Source organism: Flavobacterium sp. HJJ, assembly GCF_015351475.1.
In the GTDB taxonomy this organism is placed as follows: domain Bacteria; phylum Bacteroidota; class Bacteroidia; order Flavobacteriales; family Flavobacteriaceae; genus Flavobacterium; species Flavobacterium marginilacus.
The window spans coordinates 1-832 of sequence record NZ_JADKPR010000072.1 but is presented as its reverse complement, the minus strand read 5'-3'; the positions used below and the strand labels follow the sequence as shown (position 1 = coordinate 832).

Below are 832 nucleotides of genomic sequence, written 5' to 3'. Positions count from 1 at the left end.
AGCATAGGAGGATCTTTAACGACTTTATTTTTAGGATATTTTCAGTATATACCTAATTCACCGGCACAGTCTGAGGTAACGATAAACGGCATTAAATTATTAGTGAGTGTTTTTCCGGCAGTTCCGTTTTTGATAGGATGCGGTCTGCTGTTTTTCTATAAGATAGACAAAAAAATGGAGACTCAGATAGAGAGCGACCTAAAAGAAAGAAGAAATTAATTATAAAAAACGAAAAAAAGAGTATGCCAGAAGATAGTATTGAACAAATTAATTTTGAGCAGATTAATAAAACAGCCATTTCACAGCCTTTGGTGTCGCATATGTATACCGCTGATCCTTCGGCGCATGTATTTAACGGCAAAATCTATATTTATCCATCGCATGATATTGATGCGGGAATTCCGTTTAATGACAACGGGGATCATTTTGGGATGGAAGATTACCATGTTTTTTCGATGGAAAGCATAACGTCCGACACGGTAGATAACGGAATTGCCCTGCATGTGGATGATGTTGCCTGGGCCGAAAAACAGATGTGGGCTCCAGATGCTGCGCACAAAAACGGGAAGTACTATCTGTATTTCCCTGCCAAGCGTGCCAGCGGTCTTTTCCAGATTGGAGTAGCTGTGAGTGATTCACCCGCAGGACCTTTTACAGCCGAAAAAGAAGCCATTAAAGGAAGCTACAGTATTGACCCGGCAGTTTTTGAAGATGAGGACGGTGCACATTATATCTATTTTGGAGGCATCTGGGGCGGCCAGCTTCAGAAATACCGAAACAATCAATATGCAGAAAACAACGAAGAACCGACAGAAAAAGAACAGGCATTAGG

Annotated in this window: 2 protein-coding genes; both read left to right on the top strand. The window is 41.1% G+C overall.

Features of this window, described 5'->3' with window-relative positions:
* Nucleotides 1-219, top strand: a 219-nt coding sequence (locus tag IRZ80_RS20775; RefSeq protein WP_194644280.1) for an MFS transporter, incomplete at its 5' end; no start/stop codon positions are given.
* 23 nt (nt 220-242) lie between these two features.
* Nucleotides 243-832: family 43 glycosylhydrolase (locus IRZ80_RS20770; RefSeq protein ID WP_194644278.1), on the top strand; the 590-nt coding region annotated here is incomplete at its 3' end.